Annotated in this window: 17 protein-coding genes; 13 read left to right on the top strand and 4 right to left on the bottom strand. The window is 67.0% G+C overall.

Going from position 1 to position 19,668, the window contains the following annotated elements:
• Positions 1–22: 22 nt before the first annotated feature.
• Positions 23–1,384, bottom strand: coding sequence for an omega-aminotransferase AptA (gene aptA, locus AC07X4_RS18345; RefSeq protein WP_108496902.1), 1,362 nt, complete (start codon positions 1,382–1,384; stop codon positions 23–25).
• Between the two features lie 129 nt (positions 1,385–1,513).
• Here aptA and AC07X4_RS18340 point away from each other — a divergent pair, with 129 nt between their 5' ends.
• Together AC07X4_RS18340 and AC07X4_RS18335 are read left to right on the top strand one after the other, a co-directional pair.
• Positions 1,514–2,494: a LysR family transcriptional regulator gene (locus AC07X4_RS18340; RefSeq protein ID WP_099731720.1), complete on the top strand. Its 981-nt coding sequence runs from the start codon at positions 1,514–1,516 to the stop codon at positions 2,492–2,494.
• A gap of 94 nt (positions 2,495–2,588) precedes the next feature.
• On the top strand, positions 2,589–2,894 hold the full coding sequence (locus AC07X4_RS18335) for a flagellar basal body protein (protein ID WP_494740889.1): 306 nt from the start codon (positions 2,589–2,591) through the stop codon (positions 2,892–2,894).
• A 218-nt stretch (positions 2,895–3,112) separates the two neighbouring features.
• On the opposite strand, the gene AC07X4_RS18330 is transcribed toward AC07X4_RS18335, so the two are convergent.
• Positions 3,113–3,385, bottom strand: a complete 273-nt coding sequence (locus AC07X4_RS18330; RefSeq protein ID WP_121941415.1) for a DUF2061 domain-containing protein — start codon at positions 3,383–3,385, stop codon at positions 3,113–3,115.
• Between the two features lie 275 nt (positions 3,386–3,660).
• Between AC07X4_RS18330 and AC07X4_RS18325 the strand changes: the two genes are divergently transcribed.
• From AC07X4_RS18325 to AC07X4_RS18295, 7 genes are all read left to right on the top strand, one after another.
• Complete coding sequence (locus tag AC07X4_RS18325; protein ID WP_056056717.1) at positions 3,661–4,710, top strand: SPFH domain-containing protein; 1,050 nt, start codon at positions 3,661–3,663, stop codon at positions 4,708–4,710.
• A gap of 114 nt (positions 4,711–4,824) precedes the next feature.
• Positions 4,825–6,339 (top strand): DUF4178 domain-containing protein, encoded by a 1,515-nt coding sequence (locus tag AC07X4_RS18320; protein WP_494740888.1) that lies wholly within the window; start codon positions 4,825–4,827, stop codon positions 6,337–6,339.
• Positions 6,340–6,412: 73 nt separating this feature from the next.
• Positions 6,413–6,631: a DUF350 domain-containing protein gene (locus tag AC07X4_RS18315; RefSeq protein WP_015016355.1), complete on the top strand. Its 219-nt coding sequence runs from the start codon at positions 6,413–6,415 to the stop codon at positions 6,629–6,631.
• A gap of 77 nt (positions 6,632–6,708) precedes the next feature.
• Positions 6,709–8,283, top strand: coding sequence for a polyamine aminopropyltransferase (locus tag AC07X4_RS18310; protein WP_494740887.1), 1,575 nt, complete (start codon positions 6,709–6,711; stop codon positions 8,281–8,283).
• A 122-nt stretch (positions 8,284–8,405) separates the two neighbouring features.
• Positions 8,406–12,158 carry a PAS domain S-box protein gene (locus AC07X4_RS18305; RefSeq protein ID WP_494740886.1) on the top strand — a complete coding sequence of 1,251 codons (3,753 nt, stop codon included), beginning with the start codon at positions 8,406–8,408 and terminating at the stop codon, positions 12,156–12,158.
• On the top strand, positions 12,155–13,147 hold the full coding sequence (locus AC07X4_RS18300; RefSeq protein ID WP_192419281.1) for a response regulator: 993 nt from the start codon (positions 12,155–12,157) through the stop codon (positions 13,145–13,147). Before AC07X4_RS18305 ends, AC07X4_RS18300 begins: the two co-directional genes overlap by 4 nt.
• Before the next feature lie 11 nt (positions 13,148–13,158).
• Positions 13,159–14,877: an NAD(P)-binding protein gene (locus tag AC07X4_RS18295; protein ID WP_494740885.1), complete on the top strand. Its 1,719-nt coding sequence runs from the start codon at positions 13,159–13,161 to the stop codon at positions 14,875–14,877.
• A gap of 20 nt (positions 14,878–14,897) precedes the next feature.
• On the opposite strand, the gene AC07X4_RS18290 is transcribed toward AC07X4_RS18295, so the two are convergent.
• On the bottom strand, positions 14,898–15,149 hold the full coding sequence (locus AC07X4_RS18290; protein WP_494740884.1) for a hypothetical protein: 252 nt from the start codon (positions 15,147–15,149) through the stop codon (positions 14,898–14,900).
• A 181-nt stretch (positions 15,150–15,330) separates the two neighbouring features.
• On the opposite strand from AC07X4_RS18290, the gene AC07X4_RS18285 reads away from it, so the two are divergent.
• From AC07X4_RS18285 to AC07X4_RS18270, 4 genes are all read left to right on the top strand, one after another.
• Complete coding sequence (locus AC07X4_RS18285; RefSeq protein WP_494740883.1) at positions 15,331–16,686, top strand: esterase-like activity of phytase family protein; 1,356 nt, start codon at positions 15,331–15,333, stop codon at positions 16,684–16,686.
• Positions 16,687–16,764: 78 nt separating this feature from the next.
• Positions 16,765–17,469: a riboflavin synthase subunit alpha gene (locus AC07X4_RS18280; RefSeq protein WP_121508127.1), complete on the top strand. Its 705-nt coding sequence runs from the start codon at positions 16,765–16,767 to the stop codon at positions 17,467–17,469.
• A 17-nt stretch (positions 17,470–17,486) separates the two neighbouring features.
• Positions 17,487–17,987 carry a GNAT family N-acetyltransferase gene (locus tag AC07X4_RS18275; RefSeq protein WP_494740882.1) on the top strand — a complete coding sequence of 167 codons (501 nt, stop codon included), beginning with the start codon at positions 17,487–17,489 and terminating at the stop codon, positions 17,985–17,987.
• A gap of 44 nt (positions 17,988–18,031) precedes the next feature.
• Entirely contained in the window at positions 18,032–18,529 is a 498-nt protein-coding gene (locus AC07X4_RS18270; RefSeq protein ID WP_494740891.1) for an NUDIX hydrolase, read from the top strand.
• A gap of 46 nt (positions 18,530–18,575) precedes the next feature.
• On the opposite strand, the gene AC07X4_RS18265 is transcribed toward AC07X4_RS18270, so the two are convergent.
• A partial coding sequence (locus AC07X4_RS18265) for a DUF3089 domain-containing protein (protein WP_494740881.1) occupies positions 18,576–19,668 on the bottom strand: 1,093 nt, incomplete at its 5' end.

Genomic DNA, 19,668 nt, shown 5'->3' with positions numbered 1-19,668 from the left:
CAGGCTGGCTGGCGAAGGAAGCTCAGGCGGTTTCTTGCAGGGCGTCGCCCAGGGCGCTGATCAGGCGGTCGATTTCGGCCTGGGTGCTGATGAAGGGCGGTGCCAGCTGGATGGTGTCGCCACCGTAGCGCACGTAAAAGCCCTTCTTCCAGCAGTTCATGGCGATCTCATAGGGGCGCTTGGCAGGCTCGCCGGGCAGCGCCGCAATGGTGAAGCCGGCGGCCAGGCCAAAGTTGCGGATGTCGGCCACATGCTTGGCGCCCTTGAGGCTGTGCACAGCCTGCTCGAAGTACGGGGCCAGCGCCTTCACGCGGCCGATCATGTCTTCGTTTTGCAGGATGTCGAGCGCCGCAATGCCCGCCGCGCAGGCCACGGGGTGGGCCGAGTAGGTGTAGCCGTGCGGGAATTCGAGCATGTACTCCGGCCCGCCTGCGGCCATGAAGGTGTCGTAGATTTCCTTGGTGGCCACCACGCCGCCCAGCGGCTGCGCGCCGTTGGTGACCTGCTTCGCAAAGTTCAGGATGTCGGGCGTCACGCCGAAGGCTTCGGCACCCGTCCAGGCACCACTGCGGCCAAAACCGCTGATCACCTCGTCAAAAATCAGCAAGATGTTGTTTTGTGTGCAGATCTCGCGCAGGCGTTGCAGGTAGCCCACGGGCGGGATCACCACACCGGCCGAGCCCGAGAAGGGCTCGACGATGACGGCCGCGATGTTGCTGGCATCGTGCAGCGCAATCACTTCCAGCAAGCGGTCGGCCAGCTCCTTGCCCGTGGGCGGCATGCCCTTGTGGAACGAGCCTGCGGGTGGCTGGGTGTGGGGCAGGTGGTCGGCCTCCACGCCCTGGCCAAACAGCTTGCGGTTGGCGACGATGCCGCCCACCGAAATGCCGCCAAAGTTCACGCCGTGGTAGCCCTTTTCGCGGCCGATCAGGCGCGTCTTGGTGCCCTGGCCCTTGGCGCGCCAGTAGGCGCGGGCCATCTTCAAAGACGTGTCGGCCGACTCGGAGCCCGAACCGGTGAAGAACACATAGTCCAGCCCTGCAGGCGTCAGTTCCTTCACGCGGTTGGCCAGCTCGAACGACAGCGGGTGGCCAAACTGGAAAGCGGGTGCGTAGTCCAGCTTCATCGCCTGCTTGCCAATGGCTTCGGCGATCTCGCGGCGGCCATGGCCCAACCCGGAGCACCACAGGCCCGACAGGCCGTCAAAAATCTTGCGGCCTTCGCTGTCGGTGAAATAGGCGCCGCTGGCCTCCACGATCATGCGCGGGTTGGCCTTGAACTGGCGGTTGGCCGTGTAGGGCATCCAGTGCGCGTCCAGCCACTCGGCGTCCATGCGGGGGCCTTCGGCGCCAGCGGCGGGTTTTTCGATGTTGACGAAGCTCATGGGGTTCTCCAGTGCAAAGGCGGCGACAAAAAGCGGACAGCCCCAGCGGCCTGGGGCTTGACGTAGGGCATTGTTGCGCCGCCTGTTAATCTCTCAAATAATCCAATATCAATGTTTACTTGACGATTTATGCAAGTAAAAGACCCGGTTCCATCCCCCCAAGCTTCAGTGCCCGCAGTACCGGGCAAACACCGCGCCGTGCTGGGCCAGCTCAGCGACATGGACCTGCGCCTGCTGCAGGTGTTCAAGAGCGTGGTGGAGTGCGGCGGCATGTCGGCCGCCGAGCTGGAGCTGAACATCGGCACCAGCACCGTCAGCCGCCACATCAAGGACCTGGAAGCCCGCCTGGGCCTCACGCTGTGCCGCCGGGGGCGGGCGGGGTTTGCGCTGACGGCCGAGGGGCAGCGGGTGTATGACGAAACCCTGCGCCTGCTGGCCTCGGTGCGCAGCTTTCGCGACAGCGTGGACGACATCCACTCGCGCATGGGCGGGCAGCTGGCCGTGGCGGTGTTCGACAAGACCGCGAGCAACCCGGCCGCCCGCATTGGCGAGGCGATTGCCGCCTTCACCGCCCAGGCCCCCGATGTGCAACTGCAACTGCATGTGGGCTCCATCAACGCCATCGAGCGCGGTGTGATCGATGGCAGCTACCAGGTGGGCATCATCCCCGCGCACCGCAGCTCGCAAAGCCTGGCCTACGCCGACCTGTTTGGCGAGACCATGCTGCTGTACTGCGGCGCGGGCCACCCGCTGTTTGGGGCGTCATCGCCTCCGGCCGACTGGCATGCCGTGCGCGGATACCAGTTTGCGGGGCTGGGCTACCACTCGCCCAATATGGAGTTGAGCCACCAGGCCCGGCTGCAACGTGCGGCCACGGGGTTTGACCAGGAGTCCATCGCCACGCTGATCCTGTCGGGCCGCTTTCTCGGGTTCTTGCCCGACCACTACGCCGAGGCCTTCGAGCGCCAGGGCCGCATGCAGGCGGTGAACCCGTCGCTGTTCCACTACCACTGCCAGTTTGTGAGCCTGATGCGCCGCTCCCCCGCCCCCGCCCGCGCGGCGCAGGCGTTTGCGCAATGCCTGGAGGATGCGCACCGGCCCGGTCGCTGACAGGGGTATTGCGGGGCTGAGGCTTGCCAGCGGCCGTGGCGCGGCGGACAATTCACCTTCTTTGCAACATTGTGTGACATCGGGAGCAGCGCCCATGGCCAGCATTTCCTCCATCGGCAGTTCAGGCCTTCAGGCCGCCCAGTTGCGGCTGGACGCGTCGGCCAACAACGTGGCCAACATGAACACCCCCGGCTACCGCCGCGAGGTGGTTGCACAAGAGGAAGTGGCCGAAAGCGCCGGCGTGCGAGCCACCGTGCAGCGCGAACAGGACGCCAAGGGCGTGGCGCTGGAGCAAGAGGCGGTGGAGCAGATATCGGCCACCTACGCGTTCAAGGCGAATCTGCAGACCATCAAGACGCAGGACGAAATGATGGGCTCCTTGCTGGATGTGAAAGCCTGAGCGCTGCCCATTCCGCGCCTGTTTGTGTTCTAACCCTCATGCCCCGCTGGCCGGGGCATGTCCGTTTCTGGCGCAGGCAGAGAGGACTGCCCGTTATCACTTGGTATCGGCCAGCCCCGCCAGGCGCTGGACCAGCCAGCGTTGAAAGGCCAAGCCCGTGGCGGTGCGGCTGCGCAGTGGAATGGCGTACATGGCGGTGCTCCTTGTCGTGAGTTTGTTCAGGCGCCCTGGATGGCTGGACTGCTGCTGGGCGATGCAGTAGCGCTTTGGCGTGCAGCGCGCCGACCAGCCCGGTCCCACGCCTTTTCATGGAAGAAGAAGGCCACCGCCTGCACCGTGGGCTCCAGCAGGCTCAGGGTGAGCGAGGCCCACAGGTTGCCGGTGACGGCATAGGCCACCAGAGCGGCCACGCAGATGTGGATGAGGTAGTAGCTGCCCGTCTTCATCAGCATGGTTTGGTTCTGGCGGGCAACGCGGCGGATGAGGGACATGGCGGACTCCTTGGTTCAACAGAGCCTGCAGCGGTGCAGCAGGGATGGTTGAATGGTAGTGATTCGCAATAGCGAAAGCCAATTGATCATCGCTAAGGCGCAGATAGCTGCTATCCAATGACGCCTTGCGAAGCGCCACAGCGCCTATCCCAAACAGACTGGTTCTGCGCGTGAACTAGTTCACGTTCCGCCACTGAAAAAAGCCGCTGCGACCAAAGCCCCCATTGCTATGATGGCCGCTCTTTTCAACCCCTTCTTTTGCTTTGGGAGCACACATGGCCCTCATGGACTTCATCAAGAAACAGTTCATTGACATCATTCAGTGGACCGAAGAGGGGGACGGCACGCTGGCCTGGCGCTTCCCCATGCGCGACATGGAAATCCAGAACGGCGGTACGCTGGTGGTGCGCGAGTCGCAGATGGCCATCTTCGTGAACGAAGGCCAGGTGGCCGACGTGTTTGGCCCCGGCACCTACAAGCTCACCACGCAGACGCTGCCGGTGCTCACGTACCTGAAGAACTGGGACAAGCTCTTCGAGTCCCCCTTCAAGAGCGATGTGTACTTCTTCAGCACACGCCAGCAGATCGACCAGAAGTGGGGCACACCCCAGCCCATCACGATCCGCGACAAGGACTTTGGCGCCGTGCGCCTGCGCGCGTTCGGCAACTACGCCTTCCGTATCGCCGACCCCAAGCTGTTCCACACCGAAATCTCGGGCACGCGCGAGTCCTACCCCGTGGCCGACCTGGAAGGCCAGCTGCGTGGCCTGGTGTTGCAGAACATCAGCAACGCCATTGCCGGTAGCGGCCTGCCGTTCCTGGACCTGGCGGCCAACCAAGTCATGTTTGCCGATGCGCTGACCAAGGAACTCGCGCCGATCTTTGCCAAGCTGGGCATCCTGATCGAGTCCCTCACGGTGCAGAACGTCTCGCTGCCCGAAGAGCTGCAGAAGATCCTCGACCAGAAGATCGGCATGGGCATGGTGGGCAACGACATGGCCAAATTCATGCAGTACCAGACGGCGCAGGCCATCCCCAAATTTGCCGAGGGCGCGGGCAACGGTGGTGGAGTGGCGGGAGACGCCATGGGTCTGGGCGCGGGTGTGGCGCTGGGCCAGGTGCTGGCGCAGAACCTGCAGCAGGGCCTGCAAGGCGGCGGCGCAGCAGCCCAGGCAGCGCCCGCAGCGGCGGCCGCTGCAGTGGGCGTCAAGCCCGAAGACGTGATGGCCACGCTGGAGAAGCTGGGCGAGCTCAAGTCCAAGGGCATCCTCACGCAGGAAGAGTTCGACGCCAAGAAGGCCGAACTGCTCAAGAAGCTCGTCTGATCGATCGGATCGATTGCTATCATAAAAATAGCTGCTTGCGCTGGAGGGATAGGCGCTAGAGGCCAATAGGGCTTCAAAGCCGTTTAGCGCGGCGCGGGCAGAACACTCCACACGATGGCCACCGACCCCACCCAGCGCTATTACCGCGCGCCCTGCCCCGGCTGTGGCGCGCCGGTGGAGTTCAAGAGCGCGCAGTCCACCCATGCCGTCTGCGGCTATTGCCAGAGCACCGTCGTGCGCAGTGGCGATGTGCTCACGCGCCTGGGCAAGATGGCCGAGCTGTTCGACGACCACAGCCCGCTGCAGCTCATGGCCAGCGGGCGCATCCAGCTCGACGGCAAGGACATTCCCTTCACCCTCATCGGCCGCCTGCAATACAAGGGCGACGCGGGCGTGTGGACCGAATGGGCGGCCTTTCTGAATGACGGCACGCTGGCCACGCTGGGCGAAGACAACGGTGCCTATGTCTTCACCCGGCCCATCGACCCCGGCCGCGAGATGCCTGCGCCCGAGCGCTTTCGCATCGGCACCACCACGGCCATCAACGGCAAACCCTACAGCGTGGCTTACACCGGCCAGGCACAGCTGATCTCGGCCCAGGGCGAGCTGCCCAAACTACCGCCGCTGGGCCAGCCCTTTGGCATGGTCGAGCTGCGCAGTGCCGACGGCGAGGTGGTCAGCATCGACTACGGCCACACCCCGCCCAATGTGGAGCGTGGCAAGGCAGTGCTCCTGGAAGACCTGCAGCTGCAGGGTCTGAAGGACGAATCGGCCAAGGACGAAAAAGGCCGCCAGTTCAACTGCCCGCACTGCGGTGCGCCGGTGCAGGTACAGCTGTCCACCTCCAAGAGCATCACTTGCGGCTCGTGCGCCAGCATCATCAGCCTGGACAGTGGCGTGGGCGGAGAGTTGCGCTCGGCGGAGCAGGACGAGCCCGTCCAGCCCCTGATCCCGCTGGGCAGCAAGGGGCAGCTGCAGGGCATGCACTGGCAGGTGGTGGGCTTTCAGCACCGGATGGGCGTCGAGCCCGGCGATGACGAGCACTTTGGCTGGAGCGAATACCTGCTCTACAACCAGAAGCGTGGCTTCGCGTTCCTGGTCGATTCCGAAGAAGGCTGGAGCATGGTGCGCCCCACCACCGGCGCGCCGCAGATGGCGGCCACGGGCCGCTCCGCCACGTACATGGGCACCAAGTACGACCTCAAGTACACCTACGAGGCCGAGACCACGTATGTGCTGGGCGAGTTCTACTGGCAGGTCACGCGCGGCCAGAAGACCACCAACCGCGACTTTGCGAGCGCCAAGGGCCTGCTGTCGATGGAGCAGAGCCCGAACGAGATCACCTGGTCTGCGGGGGACAAGCTGTCCAGCGACACGGTGGCCAAGGCGTTCAAGCTGGACGACAAGAAAGATGTGCTCCAGCGCGACGACCCTGGCCCGTTCGTGGCCAAATCCGGCCTGGGCTGCGGCACCATCATCATCATCGCCGTGGTGATCCTGATCCTGCTCATCTTGCTGAGCCGTTGCTCCAGCTGCGATCCCCGGGTCGAAAACTGTTCCTCGTCCTCCAGCTACCGCAGCTCGGGGGGCTCGTACGGCGGATATTCGTCGGGCGGCAGCCACAAGTAGTGCAGCGTTTGCGCTTGTCCACCGTTCACCAGCCACTGTCACTGACCACACGTTTGAAGGAGATCACACCATGATGGGATTCGAATGGCTCAAACCCGCGGCATTTCTCGGGTCCATCCTCTACGCCATCATTGGCGTCATCATCTTCTGGCTGGCCTTTGTCATCGTTGACAAGATCACGCCCTATGACCTGTGGCGCGAGATCGTCGAAAAGCAGAACCAGGCTCTGGGCCTGGTGGTGGCCGCGATGTGCCTGGGCATCAGCATCATCGTGGCGGCTGCCATCCATTGACGCATTGACGCGTTTTCGAGCCCCTACCGCCTGAATGAACGAAGCGGCGCACCCGGCAGGGTGCCCTGACCGCTGCCTTGTCGTCTCCCACCCCGTCTCCCGTCGCGCCCGCGCCTGCGGTGCTGCCCCCATCCTCTGGCCCCCGCCCCATCGACATCGCGCTGCTCATCAGCGTGTTTGTGGTGGCAGCCTGCGGCCTGCTGTACGAACTGGCCGCCGGGGCGCTGGCGTCCTATGTCCTGGGCGACTCGGTGCTGCAGTTCAGCACCATCATCGGCACCTACCTGTTCGCCATGGGTCTGGGCTCGTGGCTGTCGCGCTACTTTGAGCGGCAGCTGCCCGCGCACTTCCTGCGCATCGAGCTGCTGGTGGCGCTGATCGGCGGCGCGCTGCCAGCCACGCTGTTCCTCGCCAATGCGTATGCACCGGGCGCGTTCCGGTTCCTGCTGTACGGCATGGTGCTGATGGTGGGCACGCTGGTGGGGTTGGAGATTCCGCTAGTCATGCGCATCCTCAAACGCAACGTGGTGCTCAAGGACCTGGTCTCGCAGGTGCTCACGTTCGACTACCTGGGCGCTCTGGCGGTGTCGCTGGCGTTTCCGCTGCTGCTGGTGCCGCACCTGGGGCTCATCCGCACCGGGCTGCTGTTCGGGCTGATGAATGCCGCCGTGGCGCTGTGGGCGGTGTGGCTGTTCCGGCATGAGCTGCGGCGCCTCCAAGCCCATTTGTTCGCCTGCCTGATGGTGGTGGGCCTGCTGCTGGCGGGACTGGCGGGGTCTGAGCAGATCACGAGCTTTGCCGAAGACAAGTTCTACCAGGACCGCATCATCTTCACCACGGCCACGCCCTACCAGCGCATCGTGGTCACGCAGGGCCGCTATGGCCACCGGCTGTACCTCAACGGCAACCTGCAGTTCTCCGAGTCCGACGAATACCGCTACCACGAGGCCCTGGTGCACCCCGCCATGGCCGCGCATGGGGCGCCCAAGCGGGTGGCGGTGCTGGGCGGCGGCGACGGCATGGCGGTGCGCGAGATCCTCAAGTACCCCTCGGTCGAGTCCGTCACCCTGGTCGAGCTGGACCCGGCCATGACGCGCATCTTCAGCGAGAACCCCACCCTGGCAAAGCTCAACGGCCACGCGCTGCAAAACCCCAAGGTGACCATCGTCAACACCGATGCCTTTGGGTGGCTGCAGCAGGGGACGGACCTTTTTGACGTGATCGTGGTGGACTTCCCCGATCCCACCAACTTCTCCATCGGCAAGCTTTACACCAACAGCTTTTATGCGTTGCTGGACAAGCGGCTGGCGGCCAGTGGCTACGCCGTGGTGCAGACCACCTCGCCGCTGGTGGCGCGCCAGAGCTTCTGGACGGTGGTGCAGACCATCGAATCCGTGGGCCTCTCGACAGCGCCCTACCACGCCCATGTGCCCAGCTTTGGCGAATGGGGCTATGTCATCGCCAGCCGCAGGCCGTGGCGCCTGCCCGACGCCCTGCCCCCCGGGCTCCGGTTCCTGAGCGCCCCGTCGCTGCCGCTGCTGTTCGACTTTCCGCTTGACATGGCACGGGTGCCGGCCGACGTGAACCGCCTGTCCAACCAGGCGCTGGTGCACAGCTACGAGCGCGAATGGGGCAAGGTGGTGGCGCATTGAGTCGCCGTTTGCCAGGGCTCCAACAGGCATTCGCCGAGCAATTTGCAGGGGTTCTGCCCGCTGGCATGGGCAGCACAATCGGCTACAAAGCTGTCAAGACCTGATCGCCGTGGGCGCCCCCGATGCTGGACCTTTTTTTCCTTTCTGACGCACAGCCCTATCCGCTGCTTTGGGCGCAGCACGATCCCTGGCTGGTGACGCTGTCGGTGGGCATGGCGGTGCTGGCCTCCGTGCTGGCGCTGCAGATGTCGGGCCTGGCCCGCCGCGCCGACACCCGGTTCATGCGCCAGATGGCGCGGGGGTCTGGGGCGATGGCGCTGGGCGGGGGCATCTGGTCCATGCACTTCATCGGCATGCTGGCCTTCACGGTGTGCGCGCGAGGCCAGTTTGATGCGTGGACCACCGTGCTGTCCCTGCTGCCCAGTGTGGGCGCGTCGTGGGTGGCGCTGGGCTTGCTGATGCGCCGCGAGATCAGCCGCGCCGCCCTGGTGGTGGGTGGGGTGCTGGTGGGCGCTGGCATTGGCGCCATGCACTACATCGGCATGGCAGCGTCGCAGTGGGCGCCTGTCATGCGGTACGACCCGTGGGGATTTGCCGCCTCGGTGCTGGTGGCCGTGTTGCTGGCCATCGTGGCCCTGTGGGTGCGGTTTGGGCTGGAGCGCGTGGTGCGTTGGCGCGCCCGGTGGCTCAATGCGGTGGCCGGTGTGGTCATGGGGCTGGCGATTGCAGGCATGCACTACACCGGCATGGCGGCCTTGCGTTTCATTGAAGCCCCCAACGAGCTGGAACTGCTGACCGCGGCCGATGGCGCGCCCCTGGCACTGGCCGTTGCTGCAGTGGCGTCGGGTATCGGGCTGCTGGTGATCGCCATCAACGCTGGCTTGCGTTACCGGCAGATGTTCCTGCAGATGCGCCAGAGCGAGTCCCGCTTGCGCGCCATTGCCGACACGGCCGTGGACGGCATGGTGATGATCGATGCGCAGGGCCGCGTGCAGTCCTTCAACGCAGCGGCCGAGCGCATCCTGGGCTGGCGTCACGACGAAGTGGTGGGCCAGAACGTGTCCATGCTCATGCCCGAGCCCGACCGCTCGCGCCACGACACCTATCTGCAGCGCTACCTGCAAGGCCAGGGCGGTGGCGTGGTCGGCGCCAACAGCCGCGAGGTGCTGGCCCTGCGGCCCGACGGCAGCACCGTGCCCATCCGCATTGCCATAGGCCGTGTGCCGCTGGATGGCGCGCCGGTGTTCGTGGGGTTCATCAGCGACCTGACCCAGCGTCGCGCCATGGAGCAGGAGCTGCAAGCCAGCGAGCAGCGCCTGCGCTCGCTCATGGCCAATATTCCGGGCGTCACTTTCCGCTGCCGCCACGATGCCGACTGGACCATGCTGTTCGTCAGCGATGCGGTGACCGCACTCACGGGCTGGTTGCCGCAGGATTTTCTGGAAGGCCGTATCAACTTCACCCAGCTCACGCTGCCCGAAGAGGTGGACCGCCTGTGGGCGGAAGTCTCCGTGGCCATCCAGGAGCACCGACCCTACCACGTGGAGTTTGGCCTGCGGGACCGTGATGGGCGCCTGCGCTGGGTGTCGGAAAGCGGCCGCCCCGTGGTCGGCGATGACGGCCAGGTGCTGTGGATCGACGGCGTCATCATGGACATGACCGTCTTTCGCGAGCGCAACGCCGAGTTCGAGAGCACGGTGCGTGCCATCAACCGTGCGCTCTCGGTGGTGGAGTTCGACATGCAGGGCCATGTGCTCAACGCCAACGCTAACTTTCGAGAACTCATGGGCTACCGGCTGGAAGAGATCGTGGGCCAGCACCACCGCATGTTCTGCGAACCCGCCTACGCGCAGACCGAGGCGTACGCGCAGTTCTGGGAGCAACTGCGAGCTGGCCAGCTGGATGGCGGTGAATATCAGCGACTGGGCAAGGACGGGCGGCGCATCTGGATCCAGGCCACCTACAACCCCATCTTCGACGCCCAGGGTCAGCCGTTCAAGGTCGTCAAGTTTGCGACCGACCTCACCCAGCGCCGTGCCATGGAGCAAGAGCTGCGCGCCGCCAAGGAGCGTGCGGAGCAGGCCGCAGCCGCGCGCAGCACCTTCCTGGCCAACATGAGCCACGAGATCCGCACGCCCATGAACGCCATCATCGGCTTCACCGAGGCCCTGCTCGACACCCCCATGGACGCGCAGCAGCGCCGCCACCTGGGCACGGTGCAGCATGCGGCGCGCTCCATGCTGCGCCTGCTCAATGACATCCTGGACACTGCCAAGCTGGAAAAAGGCGCGGTGGAGCTGGAGATTGCGGACTTCTCGCTGCAAGAGGTGTGCGACCAGATCCTTGCCTCGCTGCGCATCCATGCGGGCAAGAAGGGGCTCGCGCTGCAGTGCCTGACGGACGACCGGGTGCCGCCCTACCTGCGGGGCGATGCGCTGCGCCTGCAGCAGGTGCTGCTCAACCTGCTGGGCAACGCGCTCAAGTTCACCGAGCGCGGCCATGTGCTGCTGCGGCTGGACTACCACGACGGCACGCTGGTGATGGAGGTGGAGGACACGGGCATCGGCATCGCGGCGCAGCACCTGGAGCGCATCTTCGACCCCTTTGCGCAGGCCGACGCATCCACCACCCGGCAGTTCGGCGGCACCGGCCTGGGCACCACCATCTCGCGCCAGCTGGTGGAGCTGATGGGGGGCAGCATCAGCGTGCGCAGCACCCTGGGTGTGGGCACCACGTTCACCGTGTGTGTACCTTTGCCGGTGGGCCAGGCGACGGCGGCAGTGGCCACCGTGAGCCATGCGGTGCAGTTGCCGCCGCTGCGCATGCTGGTGGTGGACGATGTGCCGGCCAACATCGAGCTGCTGCAGATCCACCTGGAGCGGGGGCGCCACCAGGTGACCGTGGCGCGGGATGGCGAAAGCGCTGTCGCCGCCTACGAGGCCGGGCGCTTTGACGTGGTGCTGATGGATCTGCAGATGCCCGGCATGGACGGCCTGGAGGCCACGCGCCGCATCCGCGCGTTCGAGCAGGCGCAACGGCGCAAGCCGGTGCCGGTGATCGCCCTGTCGGCCAGCGTGCTGGAGCAGGACCGGCGCAACGCACGCGCTGCGGGCATGGACGGTTTTGCAAGCAAGCCGCTGGAGCCCGCCCGCCTGTTCCGCGAGATCGCCCGCGTGCTGCATCTGCAGCCCGACACCGCCACATCGGGGTGGAGCAGCCTGCAGACCTTGACGCGCGCCACCGACATACCACCGGTCCCCCACGCCACCATCGCCGCGGTGGACTGGGAGCGTGGCACCCGCCTCTGGGGCCAGCGTGCGCTGCTGCGCGATGCCGTGGCGCGCCTGCTGACCGACCATGCCGCCACCCCCGCCACCTTGCAGGCCCTGGTGGCGCAGCCCGACATGGACGCTGCCCGTGTGCTGGCCCACCGCCTGCGTGGTGCGGCAGGCAACCTTGCGCTGGGCCCGCTGCAAACGCTGGCGCAGCGCATCGAGGAAGCCGCCCACAGCCTGGACCGCACGGCTCTGCAGCCGCTGGTGGCCGCCCTGCCCGCCGCGTTGCAGGCCGTGGAGCAGGCCCTGGCCCACGAGGCCGTGGCCGCCGCAGCGCCCGCCCCCGGCGTGGGCCAGCACGCACCGCTGACCGCAGACCAACGCCAGCAGGCCCGGGACGCCGCGCAGGCGCTGCAGCAGGCCCTGGCACAGTCCGAGCTGGCCCAGCCGCCGCTGGACCTGCTGGTGCAGCTGCTGCCTGCAGATGCCACCGAGCGCCTGCAAGAGGCCATCGACCGCTTTGACTTTGACCAGGCCGGGGTGCAGTTGCAGCAGCTGCGCACGCACTGGCTGGACGAACCCCTGGAGAACCCCGCATGACACCGGCCCCTGACCAGCGGCCCCGCCTGTTGCTGGTGGACGACGAGCCCACCAACCTGCAGGTGCTGCGCCACATCCTGCAGTCCGACTACCGCCTGCTGTTTGCCACCGACGGTGAACGTGCGCTGCAGGTGGCGCGCGAGCAGCGGCCCGACCTGGTGCTGCTTGACATCATGATGCCGAACCTGGACGGCTATGCCGTGTGCCGCGCGCTCAAGGCCGATGCTGCCACGGCCTCCATCCCGGTGATCTTCATCACCGCCCTTACCGACAGCCAGGACGAAACTGCCGGGTTTGACGCGGGCGCGGTGGACTACATCACCAAGCCCGTCAGCCCGCCCGTGGTGCGCGCGCGGGTGCGCACCCACCTGTCGCTGGTGCGCATGGACGAGCTGCGCGAAACCCGCCTGCAGATCGTGCAGCGCCTGGGCCGCGCGGCCGAGTACAAGGACAACGAAACCGGCATGCATGTGATCCGCATGAGCCACTTTGCCCAGCTGCTGGCCCTGGCTGCCGGCCACAGCCAGGCCTGGGCCGAAGACCTGCTCAACGCCGCGCCCATGCACGACGTGGGCAAGATCGGCATCCCCGACGCCGTGCTGCGCAAGCCCGGCCCGCTGAACGCCGATGAGTGGGACACCATGCGCCGCCACCCCGAGATCGGCGCCGAGATCATTGGCGAGCACCCGTCCGGCGTGCTGCAGCTGGCCCGTGAGATTGCGCTGGCCCACCACGAAAAGTGGGACGGCAGCGGCTACCCGCGCGGCCTGGCGGGCGAGGCCATCCCGGTGTCGGCGCGCATCGTGGCGGTGGCCGATGTGTTCGATGCGCTCACCACCCGCCGCCCCTACAAGGAACCCTGGCCCGTGCAGGATGCGCTCGACCACATTGCAGCGCAGGCCGGCAAACACTTCGACCCCGCTTTGGTGGCGCTGTTCGCCCCGCTGGTGCCGCAGCTGCTTGAGATTCGCGCCCGCTGGGCCGATTGAGGCGTGACCGCATGACCCCCTGGACCCTGCAGCGCCGCCAGTTCGTGGCGGGCGCCGCCGCCCTGGCCACGGCTGCGCTGGGCGGGTGCGACCGCGCCGTGCCGCCGCTGGAAGGCGGCTTCAGCGGCATCGACATGGCGCGCGGCCACCAGCTGCGTGAGTGGCTGGCGCGCGGCACCTGGCCCGAGCCCGCCGTGGTGCGCCGCGCGCAGGTCATCATTGCCGGTGGTGGCGTGGCGGGGCTGGCCGCCGCGCGTGCGCTGCGCCTGGCAGGCGTGCAGGACTTTGCGCTGCTGGAGCTGGAAGACACCGCAGGCGGCAACAGCCGGGGCACCGCCGTCAACGGTATCACCTGCCCGCAGGGCGCACACTACCTGCCCGTGCCTGGCGACGACGCGCGCGAGGTGCAGGACCTGCTGGAGGAGCTGGGCCTGCGCCAGCGCGTGGCGGGGCACTGGCAGTACGACGAACGCCACCTGTGCCACAGCCCGCAGGAGCGCCTGTACTTCGATGGCGAGTGGCAAGACGGCCTGCTGCCCGTGCAGGGCGTGGGCGAGGCCACGCTGGCGCAGTACCGCCGCTTTGCCCAGGCCGTGGACGCGCAGGCCCGCGCCGCCCGGTTTGCCATGCCCGCACTCAAGCTGTGGACCGCCAAGCGCCCACTGGCGCCCAGCCAGCAGGCGCTGGACGCGATGACGTTTGCCGCCTGGCTGGCGCAGGAAGGGCTGGACGATGCCCACCTGCGCTGGTACCTGGACTACTGCTGCCGCGACGACTACGGCGCCGGGGCCGACCGCGTCTCGGCCTGGGCGGGCATCCACTACTTTGCCAGCCGCCATGGCTTTCATGCGCCCGGCGAGGCCGTGGACGAAGCCCGCGAAAGCGTTTTGACCTGGCCCGAGGGCAATGGCTGGATCACCCGGCGCCTGGCCGAGCCGCTGGCCAACACGTCCCACGGCGGCGGCCAGCTGCGCGCCGGCACCAGCGTGCTGCGCATCACCGAAGGCCGCCACGGCGTGGAGGTGGATGCGTTCAACCACGCCACCGATAGCGTGGAGCGCTGGCAGGCGCCACGCTGCATCGTGGCGCTGCCCGTCTTCATGGCGGCGCGCGTGGTGCAGAACCCGCCCGCCTTCCTCACCGGGGCGGCCCAGCGTCTGTCGTGGGCGCCCTGGCTGGTGGCCAACATCCACATCCAAAGTCCGCTCACCGACCGCCCCGGCGCTGCGCCGGCCTGGGACAACGTCCTGTATGCCGACCCCACGGCGGGGGGCCTGGGCTATGTGAACGCCGGCCACCAGCGCCTGGACACCCGCGCCACGCTGGCCGGCCCCACCGTGCTTACCTACTACCAGGCGCTGGGCGACCGGGCGGACGGCCGCCAGCAACTGGCCACCCAGCCCTGGCAGCACTGGGCCGAAGCCGCCCTGGCCGCTCTCGCCGTGCCCCACCCCGACCTGCGCCAGCGCGCCACGCGCGTGGACATCACCCGCTACGGGCACGCCATGTCCATCCCCACACCGGGTTTGCAGCAGTTTTTGAGCCAAATCGGCCTGGAGCGCAAGACTTTCATGCCCAAGGTGCTATCAAATGGTGAGCGTGCCGCCTGGCTGCCCACGCCCACCACCGCACGGCTGGCGTTTGCGCATGCCGACTGGTCGGGGTATTCGGTGTTTGAAGAGGCCTTCACGCGCGGGCACGGCGCGGGGCTGGTGGCCGCCGCCAGTTGATTCCTTGGTGCAGAGGATCCCTAGCCGCGCTGCCCGTCCCACCACAGCCCCAGGCACAGCGCGACGCCCACGGCGTACAGCAGCCAGGTGGCCGAGACCACGTAGGGATAAAACATCAACGCCACGCCCCACCAGCGGGTGCGCGGCTGCTGCGCACGCTTGCCGTGCCAGTACGCCGCCATGCCGATCAGACCAAACAGGATGGCGCCCGCGATGTAGGCCGGGCTGGGCAGCTCCAGGCCGAGGGATTGCAGTGCAGAGAGGGTTTCCATGGCGGGTGCGCAGGCCGTGCGGGTGGGGTGAGGCAGGTGTGATCCCGGCCAGCGGCAAAAGGTCCGTGCATGTGCCCGATTCGGCGTTGCCTGGTGGGGGGCGTTGGAGAACCGCTTTTCATGGCGGTGTCACAGGGCGGCGGCATCGTTCACGGTTTTGGCTCTCTTCCCCTTGACCACCATGTCCCGACTGTCCCAAATTGCCGCCTGCGCAGCGCTGCTGTGCGCTGCCGCCATCCCCGCCATCGCCCAGCAGGCCTACCCCGCCACCCTGGCCGGCCACGCCGTGCTGCCCGCCCTCACCGTGGTTGCCGCGCCCAAGGACGCGCCGCAAGACCTGCAGGTGGCCGGCAAGTTCACCACCCCCCGCCGTGTGGACGCCGTGGGCAGCGTGATGGGCCAGTCGGGCGGCCGCGACACGGGTGTGTCGTTGCCGTTTCAGGGCCAGCCCCTCCAGGGCCACTCGGGCATCAAGCGCATGGCCGACGGTTCGTTCTGGATCCTGACCGACAACGGCGCTGGCTCCAAGGCCAACTCGCCCGACTTCATGCTGCACCTGAGCCACTACACCGTGGACTTCAAGAGCGGCCAGTTCAACCGCCTCAAGACTGTCTTCCTGCACGACCCCGACAAGAAGGTGCCGTTTCGCATCACCCACGAAGGCACCGACAAGCGCTACCTGACGGGCGCTGACTTCGACCCCGAGAGTTTCCAGTTCGCCGGTGGCGCGCTGTGGATCGGCGAAGAGTTTGGCCCCTTCCTCATCAAGGCCGACCTGAACGGCAAGGTGCTGGCCGTGTTCGAGACGCAGGTGGACGGCAAGGTCGTGCGCTCGCCCGATGCGCCCGGTGTGCTGATGCCCGGTGCCCCCGACGCCAAGCCCACGCCGTTTGAAGTCAAGCGCTCCAAGGGCTACGAAGGCATGGCCTCCAGCAAGGACGGCAGCAAGCTCTATGCACTGCTCGAAGGCGCGCTGTGGAACGACAGCGCGAAGGCGTACGAAAACGTGGGCGGCAAGCAGTACCTGCGTGTGCTCGAATTTGACGTGAAGACCGAGCAATGGACCGGCCGCCACTGGAAGTACGTGCTGGAGGCCAACCACCACGCGATTGGCGACTTCAACATGATCGACGGCACCACGGGCCTCATCATCGAGCGCGACAACGGCGAAGGCACGGCCGACAAAGCCTGCCCCGAGGGCACCAAGCGCACGGACTGCTTCCACGACCTGGCCAAGTTCAAGCGCGTCTACAAGGTGGAGATGAGCGACGCCAACGTGGGCGGCGAGATCCGCAAGGTGGGCTACATCGATCTCATGAACATCCAGGACCCGCAGCGCCTGGCGCGCAAGCCGCTGAACAACGGCGTGCTCACCTTCCCGTTCTTCACCATCGAGAACGTGGACATTGTGGACAGCACGCACATCGTGGTGGGCAACGACAACAACTTGCCCTTCAGCAGCAGCCGCGAGCCGAACAAGGCGGATGACAACGAGTTGGTGCTGCTGGAAGTCGGCGAGTTGCTGCGCGCCAAGTAACCCGGCGCCAGCGCGCGGTGGGGGCCGGGTGGCAAAATTCCCTGTTCCCGTTCCAACGTACCCGGAAGCCGCGCCACCATGTTCACAGGCATCGTCCAAGCCACGGCAGGCATTGCCGCCATCCACGACCGCGCAGGGCTGCGCACCTTCACGCTTGATTTCCCTGAGGGCTTCTGCCAGGACCTGGCCATTGGCGCCAGCGTGGCCACCGATGGCGTGTGCCTCACGGTCACCGAGATCCTGTCGCCCACGCAGGCCAACTTTGACGTGATGCTGCAGAGCCTGAACATCACCACGCTGGGCAGCTACGGCCAGGGCGACCGCGTGAACGTGGAGCGCGCGGCCAAGGACGGCGCCGAGATCGGCGGCCACCCGCTGTCGGGCCATGTGGACTTCACCGGCACGCTCATCGAGCGGCGCGAGTTTGACAACAACCTGGTGTGGCGCGTGGCCGTGCCCGAGGCGTTTCGCCGCTACATCTTTGCCAAGGGCTACATCGCCATCCACGGCGCCAGCCTCACGGTGGCCGAGGTGAACCGGCAAGAGGGCTGGTTCGAGATCTGGATGATTCCCGAAACGCGCCGTGCCACGGTGTTTGAAGCCAAGAAGGTGGGCGACCGCCTGAACATCGAGATCGAGCGCAGCACCCAGGTGGTGGTGGACACCGTGCGCGAGGCCGTGCAGGAGAGCCTGGGCCGCCTGCAGCCGGTGCTGGAGGCGCTGCTGAAGGAAAAGGGCCTGTCGCTGGACGACTTCGTGCAGGCGCCCGTGCTGCCGCACTGACCCAGCGAAGTTTCCTCATGTCCGTGGTGGTGCGCCCGCTGGCGCTGAGCGATCTGGCCGACCTGCTGGCCGTGCAACTGGCCTGCTATGGCGAGGGGTTTGTGGAGAGCGGCGAGGTGTTTGCCCGCCGCCTCGCCAGCCCTGCCAATTGCTCGCTGGTGCTGGAGCAGGGCGGCTCGGTGTGCGCCTACCTGGCGGCATACCGCAGCGTGCGTGGCAAGGTCACCCCGCTGCATGGCGACTTTGAAACCGCTACTGCGCCCGACACGCTGTACCTGCATGACATGGCCGTGCTGCCTGCCCATGCGGGGCAAGGCCTGGCCCATGCGTTGCTGCAGCCCCTGTGGACGCAGGCCCGCGCAGAAGGGCTGCGGCACAGCGCGCTGGTCTCGGTGCAGGGCTCGCAGGCCTACTGGCAGCGGCAGGGCTATGCGCTGCACCCCTTGCAGGACGCCACCCAGCAGGCCCGCCTGGCCAGCTACGGCGAAGGCGCGGTGTACATGGCGCGAGCGCTGTAGACCTTCTAGGCGAAGTGTCACCCGCCCTCGTCATAATGCCCGCCATGCCCCACCGCTGGAAACCCAACGTCACCGTGGCCGCCCTCATCGAGCGCGACGGCCGCTTTCTGCTGGTCGAGGAAGAAACCACCGACGGCCTCAAGCTCAACAACCCTGCCGGCCACCTGGACCCGGGCGAGTCGCCCATCCAGGCCTGCGCGCGCGAGGTGCTGGAAGAAACCGCCCACGACTTCGAGCCCACAGCGTTGATTGGCGTGTACCTCAACCGCTTCACCAAGACGCGCACGGGGGACGACATCACCTACATGCGTTTTGCGTTTGCGGGCACGCTGGGCACGCACCATGACTGGCGCACGCTCGACACCGGCATCGTGCGCACGCTGTGGCTCACGGCCGACGAGATCCGTGCCTGCCCCGAGCGCCACCGCAGCCCCCTGCTGCTGCGCTGCCTGGAGGACTACCTGGCGGGCCAGCGTTTTCCGCTGACGCTGGTGCACACCGACATCTCGGTGACCGAGCCGGACGGCGTGACCGCGCGATAAGCCTCGGTGCCGCACGGGGCGGCGCACCGCCCGGTGTGAACAGGCGCTAGTTCGCCTTGGCCTTCCAGGCAGCGCCCTGCTGGCGCACCAGGTCCAGCAGGTTGCCCATCACCACGTTCATGTCGATCAGGTGCAGGCCCCAGTCGTCCAGAGTGCGGTCATTGACCACGATATCGCCCGGCACATCGCTGGGTAGGCTGCCACGCCCATTGCTGTCCAGGCCCAGCGCCAGGTAGTGTGCGGGGCCGTCCTTCACACAGCTTGCACGCATCAGGCCCGGCAGGCTCACAAACGGGGTGCTCACGCCCTCCAGGCCCTGGGCCCATTGCGCACGCAACACGGACTGCCCCAGCAGGTTGGCCTCGCGGGCCAGCATGCTTCGCAGCGGCTGGCCGCTCAGGCGCACCGGGTCCGTGCAGGCCACCTCTGCGCCCGCCGTATTGCTGCGGCCAAAGCGGGAGTTTGCGGGCGGCGGCGATGTCTCGCGGAACGTGGCGTATGTCACCACACACCCGGTTTGCGCGCCGGTACGGCACAGGGGCAGCGTGGGCAGCGACCCTCCGGTGTCCGCACCCACCGGGACCATCACGTTGAAGCCGATCAGCAGGGCCGACACCAGGCGCTGCTGCACCGGCTGGCCGTCCACATCGCGCTTGAGCAACTCCAGCAGCATGCGGCTGCCCTGGGAATGCCCCACCAGCACCACGCCCCGGCCCTTGTTGTCATTGGCCAGATAGTGCCGCCACGCGGCACGCACGTCCTCGATGGCCATCTCCGGGTTCACGCCCGCCGGGTTGCCCGACATGGCCGCGCGCAGCCCCGCCAGCGTGATCTGCCGGTACATGGGTGCAAACGGACGGCACACCGAGGCAAACGGGGCAAACTGCTGCGCCACCGCCCGCTGCTCGCCCGGGCCAGGTTGCAGCGTGCTGTGCGGGTTGGGGTCCTGCGAGATCGTGGGGTACACGTAAAAGCAGTCGATGGGCGCATCGGCCTGCGGCTTGATCACCTGCACCGTGCGTTGGCCTTCGGCGGCCAGCGTGGTGACCGTCTGGTCGGTGCTGCACAGGTCGGCGCGGCCGGGGCGGCACAGCCAGGTATCCGGCGCGTCGTAGTTGGCGGCGGGGGCGGGCTGGGCC

Source organism: Acidovorax sp. GW460-11-11-14-LB4, assembly GCF_059423685.1.
Note: the sequence above shows the minus strand (reverse complement) of the source record. Positions and strands in the feature narration are given on the sequence as shown.